Source organism: Rhizobacter sp. P1_G5 (genome assembly GCF_056405435.1).
Map to the genome: position 1 here is coordinate 1 of NZ_JBFUCB010000762.1, position 2,581 is coordinate 2,581.

Annotated in this window: 2 protein-coding genes; both read right to left on the bottom strand. The window is 73.1% G+C overall.

Translation table 11 applies throughout. The annotated features are described in order from the left end of the window. Positions 1-1,884 (bottom strand): xanthine dehydrogenase family protein molybdopterin-binding subunit (locus AC1D12_RS30680; RefSeq protein WP_477845000.1); only part of this gene is annotated, 1,884 nt, incomplete at its 3' end. Between the two features lies 1 nt (position 1,885). After that, on the bottom strand, positions 1,886-2,344 hold the full coding sequence (locus AC1D12_RS30685; RefSeq protein WP_477828310.1) for a (2Fe-2S)-binding protein: 459 nt from the start codon (positions 2,342-2,344) through the stop codon (positions 1,886-1,888). Positions 2,345-2,581: the final 237 nt, after the last annotated feature.

Sequence of the window (2,581 nt, forward strand, 5' to 3'; positions counted from 1 at the left end):
CATCAGCTGGGCGCGCACGGTGTCCGGGTTGACGATCACGCCGGCATCGACCGCGCACACCACGCGCTGCACGGCGACGCTGCCGTCGGCCGCGACCGCCACCTCGGCGACCGTCGCCAGGAAAGTGCCGAACGCGAACTGCAGCGACACGCCGCGGCCGTGCCGTGCCGGCAGCGCCCGGCCCCAGCCGGCCTTCTGCGCCGCCAGCTCGAGCACCGCCTTCGCGCGCGGGTTGTGCTGCAGCAGGTCGAGCCGGTAGGCCACCGGGTCGGCCTTCGCGGCCGCGGCCAGCTCGTCGATGAAGCTCTCGACGACGAACACGTTGTGCGTCGGCGCCACGCCGCGCCAGAACGCGGTCGGGATCGGCGGCTCGTGGTTCACGTAGTCGACGTGGATGTTCGCGAGTGCATACGGCGGGTGCGCGGCGCCGTCGATGGTCTCGGGGTCGAAGCCGTTGTTGTAGAGCGGCGGCGCCCAGCGCTTCAGGATCGACGAGCCGGTCAGCCGGTGCGTCCACGCCACCGGCCGGCCCTGCGCATCCAACCCTGCGGCGACGCGGTCGAAGAAGTAGGGCCGGTACATGTCGTGCTGCGTGTCTTCCTCGCGCGTCCAGATCACCTTCACCGGGTGGTCGAGCGCCTTGGCGATCTGCACCGCGCGCGTGATGCTGTCCACCTCCAGCCGGCGCCCGAAGCCGCCGCCCAGCAGGTGGTTGTGCACCTTCACCTTGTCCAGCGGCAGTCCGGTCACCTGCGCGGCCGCGGCCTGCGCGCGCGACAGCACCTGCGTGCCGACCCACACGTCGCAGCCGTCGGGGCGCACGTGCACCGTGCAGTTCAGCGGCTCCATCGCGGCGTGCACGAGGAAGGGCACCTCGTACACCGCCTCCAGCCGCGTCGCGGCAGCGGCCAGCGCGGCCGCGGCATCGCCGTCGTGGCGCACGGTGGCGCCGGGTTGCAGCGAGGCCACGCGCATCGATTCGACGATGTCGGCGGTGGCGAGCGTCGCGTGCGGGCCGTCGTCCCATTCGATCGCGAGGGCGGCCAGCCCCTTCTTCGCGGCGCCCATGTGGTCGGCGACCACCGCGACGCAATCGTCCAGCGTCACGATGCGGCGCACGCCGCGCACCTTCAGCGCCGCGCGCTCGTCGACGCGGCGCAGCCGGCCGCCCGGCACCGGCGATTGCGCGAGCGTCGCGATCTTCATGCCGGGGACCTGGGCATCGATGCCGTAGCGCGCGCGGCCATTCACCTTGTCGGGCGTGTCCAGCCGATGGGCGGGCGTGCCGATCAGCCGGAATGCCGAGGCCGGCTTCAGCACCACCTCCTTCGGCTCGGGCAGCAGTGCCGCGCTCGCGGTCAGCGCGCCGTAGCCGAGGCGGCGGCCGCTCGCCGCATGCACCACCTGGCCGCGCTCGGCATGGCAGGCCGACGGCTCCACCGACCAGCGCTGCGCCGCCGCCTGCACGAGCAGCGTGCGCGCGACCGCGCCGGCCCGGCGCAGCGGCCCGAAGGCCGCGCGGATCGTCGTCGAGCCGCCGGTCACCTGGAAGCCGAGCAGCGGGTTGCCGTACAGCGTGTCGTCGGGCGGCGCGTGCGCCACGCGGATCGTCGCGAGCTCGACCTCGAGCTCCTCGGCGATCAGCATCGGCACGCTGGTGTAGGTGCCCTGGCCCATCTCGATGTAGCCCATCGTGACGGTGACCTGGCCGTCGGGCGCGATCCGCACGAAGGCGTTCGGCGCGAACGCTGCCGCGGCCTGGGCCGCGCGCGCCGGGCCGGCCGTGCCCAGGCTCACGCCGACCAGCAGCCCGCCGCCGGCGGCGGCGCCGATGCTGAGGAAGTCTCTGCGCGACAGCGTCGCGTCGTCGAGGTGCGTTGTCATGTCATGCGCCTTTCGACAAGGCGCGTGCCGCGGCATGGATGCCGTCGCGGATGCGCGGGTAGGTGCCGCAGCGGCACAGGTTGCCGCTCATCGCGGCGTCGATGTCGGCGTCGTTCGGCGCACGGTTCGCCGCCAGCAAGGCCGCGGCCGACATCAGCTGGCCCGACTGGCAGTAGCCGCACTGCACGACCTCGAGGTCCCGCCATGCCTGCTGCAGCGCGCGGCCGATGCGGGTGCCGGCCAGTGCCTCGATCGTCGTCACGTCGGCCCGGCCGACCGATTCGACGCTGGTGATGCACGAGCGCGTGGGCACACCGTCGACGTGCACCGTGCAGGCGCCGCACAGGCCTGCGCCGCAGCCGAACTTGGTGCCGGTCATGCCGAGCACGTCGCGCAACACCCACAGCACCGGCGTGTCGCCGTCGACATCGGCGCTGCGCCGGGTTCCATTCACTTTCACGTTGGCTCCTGCTTCGTGGCGACGGCCACATGCGGACGCCAGGATGGCCGCGCGCCGCGCCCGGCGTCGGTCGAATACCCCACGAATCCGGACGTCGAGGCGGCGCAGGCGCCATCTTCGCGGCCGTCACGACGGCCACTGCCAGCGGTGGCTCGGTCGCAGCGCCTCGATGAACTCCGCATCGTGGCTCGCCACCAGCAGCGCGCCCTCGAAGCCCTGCAGCGCGCGCTGCAGTTC